A 15,311-nucleotide genomic window follows, 5' to 3' on the forward strand; every position below is an offset into this window, starting at 1 on the left:
GGAGGGACCGGGGGGGGGGGGGGAGGGGACCGCAGTCGGCAGCGGGTGTTACGCGGGGCCTGTTGGCGGACGGGTGGTGACGCCGGCGATCCAGTCGCTTTCGATCAAAACGGTTTTGGGATGACGGGGAACGCCGAGGTGGTTGTGGTGCATTTCCTCGATTACCACGTCCACGGCGGTGGCGCCGATTACTTCGCAATGCTGGTCGGTGCCCGAAAAATCGCATTCCTCGGGGTGCAGGCTCAGATGCGCCACACCGACTTCGTTGGGAACGTCGCAGCCGAGTTGGCGAAGCCAGTCCGCCACGCAGGTGTCGAAGGTGGCGATGGCATCAGGCCGCCAGCGGCGAAACCACTGGTCGAAGTCACCTTGCGAATTCCACGAGAGGACGGGAATGGGACGGCACTTTTCGTCCTGGCGGAAAAAGACATCGTAACCCGCCAGCCAGCTCCAGTCCACGCGGGGGTTTTCGCGTTCGTGCAATACGATTCCGAAGCGGCGGTAGTCGCAGCGATGCAATTCGGTGAGCACGCGCATCATGGTGCGCGCATGGTGGTTGGCCACCCGGTGTCCCTTCAGGCCGGTGATTGAGAAGCCGAGCAGCACGGTGGCGAATTGCTGCCAGCAGGTTTCCTCCGTGCGGGTGAGAAGCGGGGCGGGAGCAAGAACGATCCCGCGTATGTTGCGCTGCCAGAGGATGCCTGCCATGCGTTCGGCGGTCATGCCTTTCTCCGCCAGATTGAATTTTTCCAGACGGTAGCCGAGGGATTTGGCCCGCCTCTGCGCGCCGAGGAAGAATTTTGCATGGGTGGTGGTTTGCACCCACGTGTGGACCGGCAAATCACGGGTGATATAGGCGATGGTGGCGGCGGCACCCCGCCGTTTCTTGGTGCGCAGTTCGGTCATCAACGTGGCGACCAGGGGATTGGGACGGTAGCCGAGGGACTCGGCGAGTGTCCGGATGCGCTGGCGTGTCTGGTCGGGGATGCTGGGGTGGTTGCGCAGCGCCAGCGAGACCGTCATTGCGCTGACTTTGGCCGCGTTCGCCACATCACGCATGGTTATGCCCGGCAGTTCCATTTACGGATAAAGCAGAGCGCCCGGTGCGTCAGGCCAAGCCAAAACTCCTGGTGCGTTATCAGTGAACGCCTGCGGTTCTGTTACTCGGCGATGATGTGGCGGTATTTTAGCTCGCCAATTTTCAGGACGGCCACGTGGCCGTCCACAAAGAGAAACTTGGCCGCGTTGTTGCCGCGGACACGCCAGCGGATGTAACCTTGCGTGTCGTTGTCCTTGTTGGGACCGGCGGGGACAGGATCGTCGAGATTGCCGGTGAAGTTGGCGAGGCGTTCGGTGATTTTATTCACTTTGCCTGCGCTTGCCCCGGCAGAGCCGCCAGCACTTTGCGAAGCATCCATAATAATGACCTGACGCGCGGGGTCGGTGATGGAGCTTAATTTTACCTGCGGAGTGCCAGGGGGATCGCCGGATACGGAAGGCATCAACACGGGATGAGCGGAGTAATGTATCTGACCACCGGGTACGGTGGCGGATGGATCTTTGAAAACGTCGTTATAGTGGTTAAGTGAGGAGTCGCTTCCGTGATAAGTTTGCCGGGTGTTGTCGAGGTAGCCCGAAAGCGAGAGGGCAAAGATGGTGTTCTGTCCACCCGCATTCGACCGATATGAATACGGCAGCAGGTCGCGGTTGTTGGCGGCGTAGAGCGTAAGTGCGGTGCCGATCTGGCGGAGGTTGGAAGTGCCTTTGGCGATTTTTGCCGATTCGCGCACCTTGGAGGCAACAGGCAGAATGATCGCCGCCAAAATGCCAATGATGACGATAACCGTCAGCAATTCGATGAGCGTGAAGGCGGCGCGGCGATTCCGCCGCCGAACAGCGAACGTCCAAGGGAAGGTTTTTTGGGTGTGTTTCATGGGGAAATGCGGGGGGGGGGGGAGGGGGTTAATTTTCCCCGGCGGCGTTTTTATCAACAACGAGGAAGGGGATGTTTTGCGTGGCGCCGCCTCCGCGTCCGTCGCGGACGAAGACAAACAGGCGGTAGGCGGCGGGTTTGTCGGGCGTGCGCACGGTCACGGTGGGGGCCGCAACAGCGGTAGCGTCGCCTTGGATACATCCGTCGATGGTGGGCGGGACTTTTTCGGCGGCACCCTCGGCCCATTTCTGGCCGCTTTCGCGGATGACTTTCCATTCGTAGGTGAGCGGGTCGTTCTCGGCATCGTCGGCTTCGATGGTGGCGGTGAAGGTCGCGCCCGGCGGCACTTCCTTCCGGTCAAGTCCGGGGGATTTCAGCGACTTGATGCGGGGGCTGCGGTTGGCAGGCCAGCGGCCTTGGTAGGCTTGCGAGATGTGATCCACCGCCGGAGTTTTTTCACCGGTGGGCAGAAACATGCCATACCAGGTGGAGGTGATTTCCTGTTTGCTCGCCCATACGAAGCAGACCGCGCCGAGGAAACGGCCTTTTGGGTCGTTCTTCGCGCCGATGTAGCCACGCGCGTAGTTGGCGGCCTTGGCTTCGCTGGCGGGTTCGATGGGGGCGTCCCATTTGGTCTTTGGCACTTCCCAGTGGCCGCGTGGTCCGTATTCGGTAAGCAGATACGATTTTTCCCAGCCGGCCTTGTCAAGACGGGCGGGCAGGGCTGCGGCACCGCCATAGGTGTTGACGCCAAGAATATCGAGCGAGGGATAATAGTCGTGAATGGCTTTGATTTTCCATGCACCGGAACCGGCAATAACAGTCATCACGGGGTGGCGTGGGTCTTCTTCTTTTACGATGCGGGCGAGCACATCGAGTTCGCGCCAGAATTCGGGGTAAACGTCCTTGGTGCGTGGTCCCTCGGCTTCGTTGCCGAGGCCCCATAAAAGGAGGGCAGGGTGGTCGCGGTAGGCTCGCACGCTGGCACGGATGATGTCGCGCTGGCGTTGGAGGTCGGCGGAGTTGGAGTAACTGAAATTGTTGCTTTCGCGTTGGAGGTTGATGCCTCGAATGATGGCAAGGCCCTTGGCGCGGGCTTCGTCCATGAGGCGGCGGGCATCGGCGAGGGCGTCGGGTTCGAGGGGGCTGTTGTAGGTGCGGATGGTGTTGGCACCGCAGGCGGCGGCGAGGTCCATGTTGGTGAGGCGTCCCACGCCGCGCACTTCAAAGGGTTGCCCGTCGCGCAGGAGTTGCCACGAGCCGGAAGGGGTGGCAGCGAGGGAAACGGTGGAGCCGTCGTTCGCGGCGAAAGTGGGGCTGGGCGTCGCAAGGCCGATGAACGGGAGCAGGATGAGGGCGAGATGGAGGTGGCGGTGGAATTTCATGCGGGGGGGGGGGGGGGAGTGATTTCGACTTAAATCGGAAAGCGGGCGGGACGCCCGCGCCACGTTAATCGGCGGAGCGTCGCTTCCTCTTTGTGGCGGCGAGGGCGAGCGTGCCGATGCCCACGAGCAATGCGGTGGTGGCTGGTTCGGGGACGTTGGACGCGACGGTGGCGGTGGTGGTCACGAGCACGTCGTCAATGGCGAAGCGGGCGTTGTTGTTGCCGGAGCCGATGTAAAACATGCCGAAGTCGGTGTAGTTGCCGGAGGTTCGTGTGCCGACAACAGATGCGCTGCCGACGGTGGCGGCAACCTGCATGTTGTTTTCCGCGATGTAGGTCAGGGTAAAGGAGGCGTCATACCATGTGTTGGACTCAAAGGCGTTGGTGGCGGTGACGTTGGTGGTGGCGGTAATGGCGTTGCCACTACCGGAGGTGGGATCGTTGCCGGCGTCGCGATCCCGGTTGAGGCTGATGCTGTTGCCCGCGTTGCTGACGCTGGCATTATAACCGTCGTCGGATGTGCCGCCCTCAATATCCTGCGCACCTCCGGCGTATTTGAAGAAGCCGAAGCGAACGTTGGTGGTGGCGGCTGTGAACATGAGCCGGAAGGTGATTGTGATGGTGTCGCCTTCGGCAAGCGTGACGGAGGGGGAGAGGAGGGCATAGACGCCGCGAAAGGCGGTGCTGGAGGAAATTTGGTTGTAGGTGTTGAGGACGTTTCCGCCGGTGTCTTTTTCCTGGGTGGGCGTGAGGCTGGGCGGATTGCTGGCTTGGTAAGCGGTCCAGCCTTGAGTGGTGCCGTCCTCGAAGTTGGTGTTGAGCAAGGTCGTCACGGTCGCTGCCTGGGCTTGCGCGGCGAAGACGAGGGCGAGGGCGAGGGCAAGGGCGAGCGCAGGCAGGCTGGCTGAAAGCAGCGAGACGAGGGCCGGACGAAGGAGGCAGTGAAGGCGGAGACGGAGGTTTGCGGTTTTCATGGAGTGGTCGTGGTTGATGTGTGGTGGCGGTGATTTGGGTTTGGGATAAAGGCGGTCAATCATGGCCGCGGATGCTAGGGGTTGGGGTTTGGGCAACAAGGTTGACGCTACTCAAACTATCGAGTGAATCGACATTATGTCCGGTTTTCCTACGTCGCCGCGTGTTACTTTGAAGATGATTGCCGTCCGTGCGGGCGTGCATTTCTCAACGGTGTCGCTCGCGCTCAACAACCACCCAAGCATCCCGCTGGCAACGCGGGAGCGTTTGCAGTCGCTGGCGGAGGAGATGGGATACCGGCCCGATCCGGTGCTGGCGTCGTTGGTGGCCTACCGGCAGCAGCAGAAAAAGAAGCGCGACCACGGGGTGCTGGCGTGGATCGACAACTGGCCGGCTGCGACAGGGATGGCTCACGAACGAGCGCGTCACATTTACCCGGCGTTGTGGGAGGGGGCTTCGGCGAGGGCGGGGTTGCGAGGGTGGAAATTGGAGGAGTTTTGTCCGTCACGGCAGGGAATGACGGCAGCCGCGTTTTGCCGGATGCTGCGCACGCGCGGGATTGATGGATTGTTGGTGGCCCCGATGCCGGGTGCGGGCGGGGAATTGGAAATGGAGTGGGAGGCATTTTCGGCGATCGCGATCGGCAATACGATGACGTCGCCTCACCTGCACCGGGTGATGCCGCACCATGTGCACAACATGCAGGCGATCATGCGGGAGTTGGGGGCGCTGGGCTACCGGCGTCCGGCGTTTGTGCTCGACCAGACGATCAACGAGCGCACTCGGCATTACTGGACGGCGGCGTTTCTGGATGCGCAGTTGCGCTTGCCGAAGGCGAGGCGGCTGGAGCCGTTGTTGCTGCCGTTTGACGCAGCGGCAACGGGTCGAGGTGTATTGATGGAGTGGATACGGAGGGTGTCGCCGGACGTGTTGATAGCGAGTCGGGCGGACGAGGTGGTGGCGTGGTTGCGCGGGACGGGCTTGCGCGTGCCGGAGGACGTGGGCGTGGCAAGCGCGGCGTTTCTCACCGAGACGTGGAAGCCGGGTCAATGTTCACCGACCGACACCGCCGGGATCGACGAGCGTTTCGATTCCATCGGCGCCACGGCGATCGACACGTTGGTGGGGTTGATTCATCGGCACGAACGCGGCGTGCCGGAGGAGGCAATGCACATCTTGATCGAGGGCCGCTGGCATCCGGGGCGGTCGGTTGCGGGAGCGGGTGTTTGAGAATTCTGTGCTTGTTGCCTGGCGGGGCTTGACTGGGTTCTACGGGGCGGACCAGCCGCCGCCGAGGGAACGGTAGAGGCGGACGAGAGCGAGGTGCTGGTCGCGGCGGGCACGGGCAACGTCGGTCTGCGCGGGGAAGAGTTGTTGCTGGGCCTCAAGGACTTCGTAGTAGCTGGCGCGACCGGCGTCGTAGCGGTCCAGGGAGATTTTCACGGCTTGCTGGAGAGCGGCGGCGCGGCGTTCTTGCTCGGCACGGGTGGTGACGATTTTTTCGCGCGAGACGAGGGCTTCGCTGACTTCGTTGAGGGCGTTGAGCACGGATTGTTCGTGTTCAAGGCGGGCTTGGTCCCAGCGGGCACGGGCGGCGGCGACACTGGCTTTGATGCGTCCACCTTGGAAGATGGGGCCGGTGAGGCCGCCGAGGATGGACCAGAGGTTGCCGGTGCCGTGCGTGAAGTCGGAGAGGTCGGGGCTGATACGACCGAGGGCTCCAGTAAGGCTGATGCGGGGGTAGTAGTCGGCGATGGCAACGCCGATGTCGGCATTGGCAGAGCGGAGGAGTTGTTCGCTGCGGCGCAGGTCGGGGCGGCGGGCGAGGAGGTCGGCAGGGAGTCCGGCGGGCAGGGGAGTGGGGGCGACAAGGGTGTCGAGCGTGGCCTGACGGGTGATGGGGCCGGGGGCGCGTCCGAGGAGGAGGTTGATCTGGTTTTCCTTGAGGATGATGGAGCGTTCGATTTCGGGGATGGCGGCGGCGGTCTGGGCCACGGCGGCTTCGGCGCGGGCGGTTTCAATGGTGGAGGCAATGCCGCCTTTGAGGCGTTCGTTGAAGAGGGTGTAGCTGCGTTGGAAGGAGTCGCGGGTGTCCTTGGCAATGGTGAGTTCGGCGTCGAGTTCGATGAGTTCGAACCAGGCTTGGGCGACGTCGGCAATGAGGGTTGTGATGACGGCGTTGCGGGCTTCTTCGGTGGCGAGGTAACGGGCGCGGGCGGATTCGTCCATGCGGCGGACGCGGCCCCAGAGGTCGAGTTCCCAAGAGGCTCCGACAACGACGGTGGCGTCGTCTCCGGTGGTGCCGAGGGTGGGGCTGGGGTTGCCGGAGAATTGGTTGCGGCCGCGGCTGGCGGCGCCGGAGTAGTTGACGCTGGGGTAGTAGCCGGAGCGGGCGGTGGCGACGGCCTGGCGGGCTTGTTCGACGCGGGTGGCGGCGATGGCGATGTCGTAGTTGCTGGCGAGGGCTTCCTGGATGAGCGAGGCGAGGGCGGGGTCGGTGTAAACGTCCCACCAAGGAGCGGCACCGAAGTCGGCGGGCTTGGCGGGCGGAGCGGTGAGTTCGGGCTGGCCGGTGCCGGTGAGGGTGGAGCCGTCGGTGGAGTCGTCGGCAGTGCGGAAGGCGGGGGGGGACTTGATGACGGGGGGCTGGTAGTCGGGGCCGACGGCGCAACCGGTGAGGAGGAGTGCTGCGAGGGTGGCGGAGAGGGTGTTGGTGTGGCGCATGGTGCGGAAGTGGCGGCGGTGTGTGGTGCGGAGGCCTCGGAGAGGCCTCCCTACCAGGGAATGCATACGGATGGGTTTAGGTGGCGGGGGGGGGGGGGGGGAGTGTGGCGGGCTCGTGTTTTTGGTGCCGGACGGTGAAGCGTTCCACGAGGTAGAAGGTCACCGGGATGAGGAAGATGGCGAGGAGGGTGGCGGCGAGCATGCCGCCGATGACGGCAAAGCCCATCACCTGGCGCGAGAGAGCGCCGGCACCGGCGGCTTTGGCGAGGGGCACGCAACCGAGGATGAAGGCGAAGCTGGTCATGAGGATGGGGCGCAGGCGGAGGCGCGCGCCTTCGAGCGTGGCGTCGATGAGGGGCTTGCCTTGCTCAACGCCCATCTTGGCGAACTCGACGATGAGAATGGCGTTTTTGGCCGCGAGGCCGATGAGCATGACGAGGCCGATCTGGGCGTAGATGTTGTTTTCGTAGTGGCCGACCATGAGGCCGAGGAAGGCGCCGAAGATGGCGATAGGCGTGCCAAGGAGGACGCTGAAGGGGAGTGTCCAGCTTTCGTATTGCGCGGCGAGGATGAGGAACACGCAGAAGAGCGAGAAGCTGAAGATGGCGGCGGCACCGATGCCTTGCTGGGCCTGTTTTTCCTGAAAGCTCATGCCGAGGTAGTCGTAGCCCATTTCCTTGGGCATGGTGGCGGCAAAGGTTTCTTCGAGCGCGGCCATGGCCTGGGCGCTGCTGTAGCCGGGGGCGGCGGAGATGTTGAGCTGGGCGCTGCGGAAGAGGTTGTAACGCATGGTGAATTCGGGGCCTTGCGTGCTCTCGACTTTGGTGAGGGCGGAGAGGGGAACCATGTCGCCGTTGGCGTTGCGGACATAGAACTGGCCGAGGCGGTCGGTGTCGGTGCGGTACTCGCCTTCGGACTGGACGTAGATCTGCCACTGGCGTCCGAAGCGGTTGAAGTAGTTGACGAACGCGCCGCCCATGAAGGCTTGGAGGGTTTGATAAACGGAGCTGATCTGGACGCCTTGCTTGAGGACTTTGTCGCGGTCCACATCGACGAACATCTGCGGCACGGTGGGTAGGAAGGTGGTGGTGGCGGAGGCGATTTCGGGGCGTTTTTTGACGGCGGCGAGGAAGGTCTGGACGTTGGTGGCGAGGAAATCGAGTTCGCGTCCTGCGCGGTCCTGAAGAATGAAGGTGACGCCGCCGGCGTTGCCGATGCCGGGGATGGCGGGGGGGGAGAAGGCAAAGCCGATGCCTTCGGGGAAGCGCGAGAATTCGCGGTTCACGTGGGCGAGGATGGCTTCGTATTTTTCCTCGGGTTTTTTGCGTTCGTCCCACTTTTCGAGCGAGACGAAGAAGAAGCCGCTGTAGGTGTTTTGCACGCCGCTGAGCATGCTGTAGCCGGTGACGCCGGTGACGTGCTGGACGCCGGGGGTTTTTTGGAGGATTTCGGTGGCTTTGGCCATGAGGCCGTCGGTGCGTTCGAGCGAGGAGGCGTCGGGGAGTTGGATGCCGGCGAAGAAGTAGCCCTGGTCTTCCTCGGGGAGGAAGCTGCCGGGGATGCGTTTGCCGAGGAGGCCGGTGAGGACGCAGACGCCGACGAGGAGAAGGATGGCGACGAGGCTTTTGCGGATGAAGAAGCGGCAGATGCCGACGTAGCCGTCGGTGGCGCGGCCAAAGATGCGGTTGAAGCCGTTGTAGAAGGGTTGGAGGAGGCCGCCTTTGGTCTTGGGTTTGAGGAGGAGCGAGGAGAGGGCGGGGGAGAGGGTGAGGGCGTTGAAGGCGGAGAGAAGAACGGATACGGCGATCGTGACGGCAAACTGCTGGTAGAGGCGGCCGGTGATGCCGGGGATGAAGGCGGTGGGGATGAAGACGGCGGCGAGGATGATGGCGATGGCGATGACGGGGCCGGAGACTTCTTGCATGGCCTTGAGGGTGGCGTCCCTGGGGCTGAGGCCTTTTTCGATGTGATGTTCGACGGCTTCGACGACGACGATGGCGTCGTCCACCACGAGGCCGATGGCGAGCACGAGGCCGAAGAGGGAGAGGGTGTTGAGCGAGAAGCCGAGGAGGGGGAAGAGGGCAAAGGTGCCGATAAGGGAGACGGGGACGGCGAGGAGGGGGATGAGGGTGGCGCGCCAGCCTTGGAGGAAAACGAAGACGACGATGATGACGAGGATGAGGGCTTCGACGAGGGTGTGGACGATCTCCTTCATGCCTTCGGTGACGGCGAGGGTGGTGTCGATGGCGAGGACGTAGGTCATGTCATCGGGGAAGCTCTTGGAGAGTTCTGCCATGAGTTCCTTGGCACCGTTGGCGGCGGCGAGGGCGTTGGAGCCGGGGAGTTGGTAGAGGGCGAGAATGGCGGAGGGTTTGCCGTCGAGGGTGCCGTGGAGGCCGTAGGTCTGGGAGCCGAGTTCGAGGCGGGCAACGTCGCCGAGGCGGACAATGGAGCCGTCGGGGTCGGCGCGGAGGACGATTTGGGAGAATTGCTCCTCGGTTTCGAGGCGGCCCTGGGAGCGGACGGCCCAGGTGAATTCCTGGCCTTTGGGGACGGGGTCGCCGCCGATCTGGCCGGAGGGGTTGACGGTGTTTTGTGATTGGATGGCGGATACAATCTCGGGGACGGTGATGTTGAGCTTGGCGAGCTGGTCGGGGCGTATCCAGACGCGCATGGCATACTGGCCGGCGCCGAAGACGGTGACGCTGGCGATGCCTTTGACGCGGGTCATGGCGTCGTTGAGGTTGATGTAGGCGTAGTTGGCCAAAAAGGTGCTGTCGTAGGTGCCGTTGGGGGAGGAGAGGGCGAAGACGACGAGGGGAGAGGCGAGGGATTTTTGGACGGTGACGCCTTGGTCGCGCACGCTTTGGGGGAGTTGGGAGTCGGCCTGGCTGGCGCGCATCTGGGCGAGGACTTGGTCGGTGTTGGGGTCGGTGCCGAGGGCGAAGTTGACGGTGAGCGTCATCTGGCCGTTGTTGGCGTTCACCGAGTACATGTAGTTCATGTTATCGACGCCGGACATCTGTTGTTCGATGGGCGTGGCGACGGCCTGCTCAAGGGTCATGGCGTCGGCGCCGGGGTACATGGCCTTGATCTGGACTTCAGGGGGAACGATGTCGGGGAACTGCGCAATGGGTAGCGAGGTGATGGATACGGCGCCGATGACCACCATGAGGATGGCAATGACCATCGCGACGATGGGGCGGTTGATGAAGAATTTGGCCATGGGTGGGAAGGTGGTCGGTGAAAAGGCGGAGCGGGGGAGAAGGCGGGAGGAGGCGGCTACGCCGTCGAACATTTAACGTTTAACGCTTAACATTTAACATTAAATGGAAGGAGGCGGCGATGTGGCGTCAGCATGGTTCGGATGTTCAATGTTAAACGTTCAATGTTAAGTGTTAAGCGTTGTTTGATGGCGGACGGAGGGCGGGGGGGGGGCTGGAATCTATGGTTTTGGGGGCGTTTTTGCGTCCTTTGCCCCGAAGGGTGTGGCGTGGAGGGGGCCGCCGGCACGGGCGCGTTGCACGCCTTCGACAATGACGGTTTCGCCGGGCTTGAGGCCGTCTTTTATGATCCAGCCGGAGGCGACGCGTTCGCCGGTTTTGACGGGGCGGACCTGAGCCTTGTTGTCGGCGCCGAGAACGAGGACTTGATGACTGCCTTGAAGTTCGAGGATGGCGCGCTGGGGGACGACGATCACGCCTTTCTCAACTTGGGTGCGGGCGCGGATGCGGCTGAACATGCCGGGTCGCAGGACGTGGCCGGGGTTGGAAAATTCGCCGGCGATGCGGATGGCTCCGGTGCCAACGCTGACCTGACGGTCGGCAAATTTGAAGGCGCCTTTTTGCGGGTAAATCTGGCCGTCGCCGAGGATGAGCTCAAGTTCGAGGTGGAGTTTGGCGGTGACCTGGTCGGTGGTGCCGGCATCGTTGTCGTTCTTCCGGGCGATGGCGATGGCGGCGAGGTATTCTTGTTCGCTGAGAGAGAAATAAACGCGGATGGGGTCGATGGCCGAGATGGTAGTTAATTCTCCACTACTCTGGCCGACGAGGTCGCCGATCTGGCCTTTGGCGATGCCGATGAGGCCGTCGATGGGCGCGGTGATTTTGGTGAAGCCGAGTTCGAGTTGGGCTTTTTCGAGGGTGGCTTTGGCTCCGTCAACGCCACCTTGGGCGGCGGCGTTGGACTGGACGGCGTTGTCGAGTTCCTGCTGGCTGACGGCCTGACTGGCGGCGAGGGGACGGAGGCGGTTGACGTCGATTTCGGTCTTTTTGAGGCGGGCCTGGGCTTCGACGAGGCTGGCCTTGGCCTGGTCAACGGCGGCGATGAAGGGGCGGTCGTCGATTTCGAAGAGGAGTTGGTCTTTTTTGACGTAGGAGCCTTCGGTGTAGGCGATTTTTTTGAGGTAGCCGGTGACTTGGGCCTGAATGGTGGCGTTGGTGGTGCCGTCGAGGGTGCCGACCCACTCGCGGTAGATGGGGATGTCGGCGGGTTGCACTTGGATGACTTGCACTTCGGCAGGCGGGGGGGGGGGGGGGGGAGGGGCCTTGTGGCAGGCGCCCAGAAAGAGCGCGGAGGCGAGGAGGCTGGCAGTCAGGATGCCGACCCGGGAACGGGTAACGCGGGAGGTGTTCATCGGTATGGCAGGGCTAGTTAGGTGGAAGGACTGGAATGTTGAAATGAATGGGACGAGAGGCGGGTGTTTGCAAATGGAGGAGTGAAAAAAATCATGCAGAGGCATACAGGTGGCAGGGTTAACGGGGACCGGAGGAGAGATCGCCAGGGACGAGGTCGGGGAAAATGCGTGCCCAGTCTCTGGATACGCTGACGAGGGTCCATTGGTCGCTGGATGCGGCGGCGAGCGAGGTGACGTCGTCGTCGCCGTAGCGTGCGTCCCGGAAGCCGTCGTCGTGCTGGATGAGCAGCGCGAGCGAGGCGCGGCCGGGTTGGAGATCCTGGGTGTGGCGGAGCATGGCGACGTCGGAGCCGGTGCCGGCGTTGCCACAGGCGAGGATGGGGGTGCGGCCAATGCGGCGTTGGATCGCGGCGACCTTGGCCTCATTTTCGTTGAATTTTTCGATGATGGGGAGACGCCAGAGGACTTCGCGTCCGTCAACGATGCGGCGTTCGGTTTTGATCGTGGAGCCGATGACGCGCTCGGGTGGAATGCCGTAGAGTTGGGCGGAGATGACTTGGACGAAGCGTTCGGTGGAGCCGGTGCAAATCCAGAGTTCAAAGCCGTTGGCGCGGAGCAGGTCGAGCAGTTCGCGCATGGGCTGGTAAACCATGCCGGACACGGAGCGGTGGGTGGTGGGATGGCGGAAGTAGCGGGCCCATTCCTGCACGGAGGCGATGAAGCTGGCTTCGGTGCGGTTGCCGTAGGCGAGGGTGATGAGCTGGCGGAGGGCGTCCTGGCCGTGGGCGCGAAGCCAGACGGTGTCGTTGGTGGCGAGGGCTCGCACGGCGGGTTGCGCGGCGAGTTCGGGTTCGGTGGCAACGCGGTTTTTGAGGAGGGCGGTGAAAAAGAGCAGTTCCATGTTGGGCTGCTCGGCGCAGAGGGTGCCGTCGTGGTCGAAGACGGCGACGCGGTCGGGCGGGGCTACGTAGGCGGGCGCGCCTTCGGTGGTGACGGCGGCGACAAAGGCGAGGAGCGTGGCCTTGGTCGTGGTGTCGTGCCAGGAGGGCAGGGGATCGGGGGGGGAGGGGGGGGCGACCGGGGTTTGCGCGAGGGCGGGGCTTGCGAGGGCAAGCGCCACCGCGAGGAAACGGACAAAGCGCAGAGAGGGGCTGCGCTTGGGAACGTTGGGTTGGGGGTTTTGTCCGGTTGTCATTTGGGATCTACCGGCGCGGGCGGTCAGGGAACAAGGCGCTGGCGGCGGAGTTCTTTATGGAGGGCGGCGACGGTTTCCTGAACGAGATTTTCGATGCTGCCGGGGTTGACAAGCTCGGTGGTGCCGGACCAGAGGAGTTTGCCGTTGGAGGCTTCATAGATGTTGGTTTCGATCATGATGAAGCGGTTGGTGTAGGCGAGGCGGCGGCCTTCGTCGGAGTAGAGCGGCATGGTGGCATAGGCGGGGCCCCAATAATCGCGCAGCGATGCGTAGGCGTCGGGATAGACGTTGCCGGGGGTGTATTTGAGTTCGGTGCGGTCGGCGACGGGGCGCATGACGACGATGCCGTCGGCTCCGATTTTACGCGCGGCGGCTTCGAGGTTTTCCACGCTTTTGAGTTCGTTGACGTCGGCGACGATGGTGTGGCTGGGGACGACTTCGGCGTTTTTGACGGCGGAGCGTACGGTGTCCTCGACGGCGCGGCGACGGGGGCCATCGGCCACGGTGGCGACGATCAGGACGCGCTTGAAGCTGAGTGTCTGCACATCGGCGGATTTCCAGGTGTTATCGACCTTGGCGGAGTTGCAGCCGGAGAGCAGGGCGAGCGAGGAGATGGCAAGCGTCACGAGCGCGGTTAGTGCCCAGGACTTGGGCCGGTCGGGGAGGGTGAGGCTGGATTGGCGGATGGACAGGGTGTTCATGTGTGGTTGGTGGACAGTGGGTGTGAAGACGACTGGAAGGTCGGGGAGGTTTAAGTGGACGAGACTGCAAAGTGCTCATCCGGGCGCTCCAGTCGATCCACTTATGGAAAAAAATAACGAGGGGGGGGGCGGTCTGAATGAAGTATTCGTTAACTTTGGCAGTAGGTTGAATCGTAACTGTCGTCCCGAATGGATGCTTCGTTGACCGAGGAGCGTGCTCCAGCCGAGAGTTTGGTCGCCGTCCTGCCACGGCGTCCGCCCTTCCCCGCCAGGTTCCCGTCAACTCCAACCCCCGGATACACCGGTTCTCCCCATGCAGACTTCAATGCCTCTTGTCCCGCCGCCCGACAAATCTTGCAACGACTTGTGCCCCATCACCCACCGTCCGCTCAGCGCGGGGCGTCCCGATGGCGTATGGGTGCTCTCCATTTTGTATGCGACATGCGTGGTGACGGCGTTGCTGGTGGCCGGGCTGCGCACGGTGTCGGTGCTGGCGGAGATGCGCGCTGCGGGGGACGCGGGCGCAGGGGATGCCGCGATGGCGGCAATGTGGGGGCGTTTGCTCCTGACGTGGATACCGGCGGTGGTGGTGGTGCTGTTGTGTGCTACGCCGGTCGTGCTGCTTTTCCGGCGCAAGGCGTTTGTGGTGATGTGGGAATACTTGTTGCTCGCGGTCTGCGTGGCGGGGGCGGGATTCCTGGCGGTCGGGCTGATCCGGACGCGCTCGCTCGGTTACATGGAGCTTGCCGGTTTGTTGCTCCCGATCTTGGCGCATGTTTACGCCGTGGTCTATACGAGCGGGTTGAGGGAGGATGGGTTTTTGCAGGAGAGCGGGCGTTGATACCCGTTCGATACCCGTTCCTTCTCAAAAATAGCCCGCGCGGATACGCGTGAGTTTCTTGAGCCCATTGTTCTACTTTCGAATGGGAAGACGTTGAAAGGGGGCGAAGGGTGGCCGGGTGACTGCCACGAAAAAGCCCCGGATCAAGTCCGGGGCTTTTGGGTTTTAGTGAAAGGTGCGGTTTATTTGATGAACACGAAGTCCACGCGGCGGTCTTTGGCGGCGGTGGCGGCATCGGCGTTCTCGACGGCTTCGAGGTCGCCCTTGGAGAGAATTTCGATGCGGTTGGCGGCGATGCCGAGGTCTTGCAGGTATTGGCGAACGGAGTTCGCACGACGGTCACCGAGGCCAAGGTTGTATTCGGCGGTGCCGCGCCAGTCGCACCGGCCTTCGAGAAGGACGCGCTGATCGGGGTGGGCGTTCAGATAGTTCTGGGCATCCTGAATCTTGGCGCGCTCTTCCTGACGCACCGCGGATTGGTCAAAGGCGAAATAGACCGACTGCACCGCGTCACGGATCTGGTTGCCGTGGGAGGCGTCGGTCGTGCCCAGTTGCAGGCCGCTGCCGGTGTCGGAGACGAGGCCGGCGGGCAGGGGGGAGGGGGTGAGGTCGCCAAAGGGTGTGGTGTTGAGGCCGCTGGAGTGGGTGTCATTGCCACCCGGCGTCTGGCCGATGAGGGTGGACTGAGGATCGGGGCGGACGGGCTTTTTTTTGCAGCCCGCGGCGAAAATCACGGCGGAACCGGCGATGATAAAGAGAGCCTTGCGAAGGAGAACATTCATGGTGGAAGAAAAAGTGGGTCTGATGTTAATGGACAGTGCCCGCGACTGGACAAGCTATTTAAGGAGTGGACGAAAAATAGGGACTCCGGAGGACGGGTTTTGTTGCCAATCCCCGCCGACGGCGCGAAGCGCCGCAATTCCGG

General features: G+C 63.0%; 12 protein-coding genes. 2 read left to right on the forward strand and 10 right to left on the reverse strand.

Annotated features, from left to right (window positions below; translation table 11 throughout):
* Positions 1-48 precede the first annotated feature (48 nt).
* The 4 genes from OBACDRAFT_RS02050 to OBACDRAFT_RS02065 form a co-directional block, all read right to left on the reverse strand.
* Entirely contained in the window at positions 49-1,080 is a 1,032-nt protein-coding gene (locus OBACDRAFT_RS02050; RefSeq protein WP_052360856.1) for a LacI family DNA-binding transcriptional regulator, read from the reverse strand.
* A gap of 80 nt (positions 1,081-1,160) precedes the next feature.
* Positions 1,161-1,934: a type II secretion system protein gene (locus OBACDRAFT_RS02055; RefSeq protein ID WP_052360858.1), complete on the reverse strand. Its 774-nt coding sequence runs from the start codon at positions 1,932-1,934 to the stop codon at positions 1,161-1,163.
* A gap of 28 nt (positions 1,935-1,962) precedes the next feature.
* Positions 1,963-3,318, reverse strand: a complete 1,356-nt coding sequence (locus OBACDRAFT_RS02060) for a glycoside hydrolase family 2 TIM barrel-domain containing protein (RefSeq protein ID WP_043582448.1) — start codon at positions 3,316-3,318, stop codon at positions 1,963-1,965.
* A gap of 64 nt (positions 3,319-3,382) precedes the next feature.
* A complete protein-coding gene (locus OBACDRAFT_RS02065) occupies positions 3,383-4,354 on the reverse strand; it encodes a PEP-CTERM sorting domain-containing protein (protein WP_232766554.1) in 972 nt (323 codons plus the stop codon).
* Positions 4,355-4,466: 112 nt separating this feature from the next.
* On the opposite strand from OBACDRAFT_RS02065, the gene OBACDRAFT_RS02070 reads away from it, so the two are divergent.
* Positions 4,467-5,519: a substrate-binding domain-containing protein gene (locus OBACDRAFT_RS02070; protein ID WP_232766556.1), complete on the forward strand. Its 1,053-nt coding sequence runs from the start codon at positions 4,467-4,469 to the stop codon at positions 5,517-5,519.
* 39 nt (positions 5,520-5,558) lie between these two features.
* Here OBACDRAFT_RS02070 and OBACDRAFT_RS02075 read toward each other — a convergent pair whose 3' ends face one another.
* The 5 genes from OBACDRAFT_RS02075 to OBACDRAFT_RS02095 form a co-directional block, all read right to left on the reverse strand.
* Positions 5,559-7,013, reverse strand: coding sequence for an efflux transporter outer membrane subunit (locus OBACDRAFT_RS02075; RefSeq protein WP_043582450.1), 1,455 nt, complete (start codon positions 7,011-7,013; stop codon positions 5,559-5,561).
* Positions 7,014-7,089: 76 nt separating this feature from the next.
* The gene (locus OBACDRAFT_RS02080) at positions 7,090-10,239 is read right to left on the reverse strand and encodes an efflux RND transporter permease subunit (RefSeq protein WP_043582462.1); all 3,150 of its coding nucleotides are present in this window, start codon (positions 10,237-10,239) and stop codon (positions 7,090-7,092) included.
* A 219-nt stretch (positions 10,240-10,458) separates the two neighbouring features.
* A complete protein-coding gene (locus OBACDRAFT_RS02085; RefSeq protein WP_052360860.1) occupies positions 10,459-11,649 on the reverse strand; it encodes an efflux RND transporter periplasmic adaptor subunit in 1,191 nt (396 codons plus the stop codon).
* A gap of 118 nt (positions 11,650-11,767) precedes the next feature.
* Positions 11,768-12,844: an HAD family hydrolase gene (locus OBACDRAFT_RS02090; protein ID WP_052360862.1), complete on the reverse strand. Its 1,077-nt coding sequence runs from the start codon at positions 12,842-12,844 to the stop codon at positions 11,768-11,770.
* A gap of 23 nt (positions 12,845-12,867) precedes the next feature.
* On the reverse strand, positions 12,868-13,545 hold the full coding sequence (locus OBACDRAFT_RS02095) for a hypothetical protein (protein ID WP_232766558.1): 678 nt from the start codon (positions 13,543-13,545) through the stop codon (positions 12,868-12,870).
* Positions 13,546-13,870: 325 nt separating this feature from the next.
* Here OBACDRAFT_RS02095 and OBACDRAFT_RS02100 point away from each other — a divergent pair, with 325 nt between their 5' ends.
* Positions 13,871-14,386, forward strand: coding sequence for a hypothetical protein (locus tag OBACDRAFT_RS02100; RefSeq protein ID WP_043582466.1), 516 nt, complete (start codon positions 13,871-13,873; stop codon positions 14,384-14,386).
* Positions 14,387-14,568: 182 nt separating this feature from the next.
* Here the strand turns inward: OBACDRAFT_RS02100 and OBACDRAFT_RS02105 are convergent, their stop codons facing one another.
* Positions 14,569-15,168: an OmpA family protein gene (locus OBACDRAFT_RS02105; protein ID WP_088179270.1), complete on the reverse strand. Its 600-nt coding sequence runs from the start codon at positions 15,166-15,168 to the stop codon at positions 14,569-14,571.
* Positions 15,169-15,311: the final 143 nt, after the last annotated feature.

The organism is Geminisphaera colitermitum TAV2, from assembly GCF_000171235.2.
Lineage (GTDB): Bacteria > Verrucomicrobiota > Verrucomicrobiia > Opitutales > Opitutaceae > Geminisphaera > Geminisphaera colitermitum.